At 72.1% G+C, this 1,639-nt stretch carries 1 protein-coding gene; it reads left to right on the forward strand.

Annotated features, from left to right (window positions below):
* Window positions 1–62: 62 nt before the first annotated feature.
* The coding region (locus AB0I21_RS57455) for an amino acid adenylation domain-containing protein (protein WP_360574526.1) at window positions 63–1,639 on the forward strand (1,577 nt) is incomplete at its 3' end.

Below are 1,639 nucleotides of genomic sequence, written 5' to 3' on the forward strand. Positions count from 1 at the left end.
CGTTCGTGGAGTTGTTGGGTCGGGTGCGGGAGGGTGGTCTGGCGGCGTTCGAGCATGCGGATGTGCCGTTCGAGCGTCTGGTGGAGGAGTTGTCGCCGGCGCGGTCGTTGTCGCGGCATCCGCTGTTCCAGGTGATGCTGACCGTGCAGAACACCGCCGACCCGGTGCTCGAACTGCCCGGCGTCACCGTCACGGCGTCCGCCGGGGCGGCACCGGCGGCCAAATTCGACCTCGACGTGGCGGTGTCGGAGCGGTACACCACGGACGGCGCCCCGGCCGGCCTCACCGGCGACGTCACCGGCGCCGCGGACCTGTTCACCGCCGGCACCGTGACCCGCCTCGCCGACCGGCTGCTCCGCGTCCTCGCCACCGTCGCCGCCGAGCCGACGGCCCGCCTGTCCGATGTGGACGTCCTCGACCCCGCCGAGCGCCGGCAGGTCCTGTCGGACTGGAACCCGGCGGTCGACGTGGCGCCGGCGGGGACGCTGCCGTCGGTGTTCGCCGCGCGGGCCGCCGCCACGCCGGCGGCGATCGCGCTGGTCGACGGTGACGCGCGCCTGTCCTACGCGGAGCTGGACGCCCGCTCCAACCGGGTGGCCCGCCTCCTGGTGGACCGTGGTGTGCGGCCGGAGGATCTGGTCGCGGTACAGATGTCGCGCTCGGCGGACCTGGTCGTGGCGCTGCTGGGTGTGCTGAAGGCCGGTGCGGGCTACCTGCCGATCGATCCGGCGTATCCGGCGGAGCGGGTGGCGTTCATGCTCGCCGACGCCCGTCCGGCGCTGCTGCTGACCGACCTGTCTGAAGTTCCGGACAGTGACGCCCCGGTGGAGGTGCCGGGCCTGCTGCTGGACCACCCGGCGTACGTGATCTACACGTCGGGGTCGACCGGCACGCCGAAGGGCGTCGTCGTGTCCCACCGCAACGTGATGACGCTGCTGGCCGCGACGGCGGAGCAGTTCGCGTTCGGTGCGGATGACGTGTGGACGTGGTTCCACTCGTTCGCGTTCGACTTCTCGGTGTGGGAGCTGTGGGGCGCCCTGCTGCACGGCGGCACCGTGGTCGTGGTCCCGTTCGACGTGTCCCGGTCCCCGGCGGACTTCTGGGACCTGCTGGTCCGCGAGCGGGTCACGGTGCTGAACCAGACCCCGTCGGCGTTCTACCAGCTGACCCCGGCACCGAGCGACCTGCGCGTGGTCGTGTTCGGCGGCGAGGCCCTGGACCCGGCGCGCCTCACCGCGTGGTGGGACCGCGGTGTCCAGCTGGTGAACATGTACGGCATCACGGAGACGACGGTTCACGTCACCTACCGCCTCCTCGACGGTCCGGTGTCCGGCAGCGTCATCGGCCGGGGACTACCGGGCCTGCGGGTGTTCGTCCTGGACGAGCGCCTCCAGCCGGTCCCGGTGGGTGTGGCCGGCGAGATGTACGTGTCGGGTGCCCAACTTGCCCGTGGCTACGCCGGCCGTGCGGGCCTCACCAGCAGCCGGTTCGTGGCGAGTCCGTTCGGTGCTGGTGAGCGGATGTACCGCTCGGGTGACCGGGCCCGCTGGACCGCGGACGGTGACCTCGTGTTCGAGGGGCGCTCCGACGACCAGGTGAAGGTCCGCGGGTTCCGGATCGAGCCCGGTGAGATCGAGGC

The organism is Dactylosporangium sp. NPDC050588, from assembly GCF_040654975.1.
GTDB lineage: Bacteria > Actinomycetota > Actinomycetes > Mycobacteriales > Micromonosporaceae > Dactylosporangium > Dactylosporangium maewongense.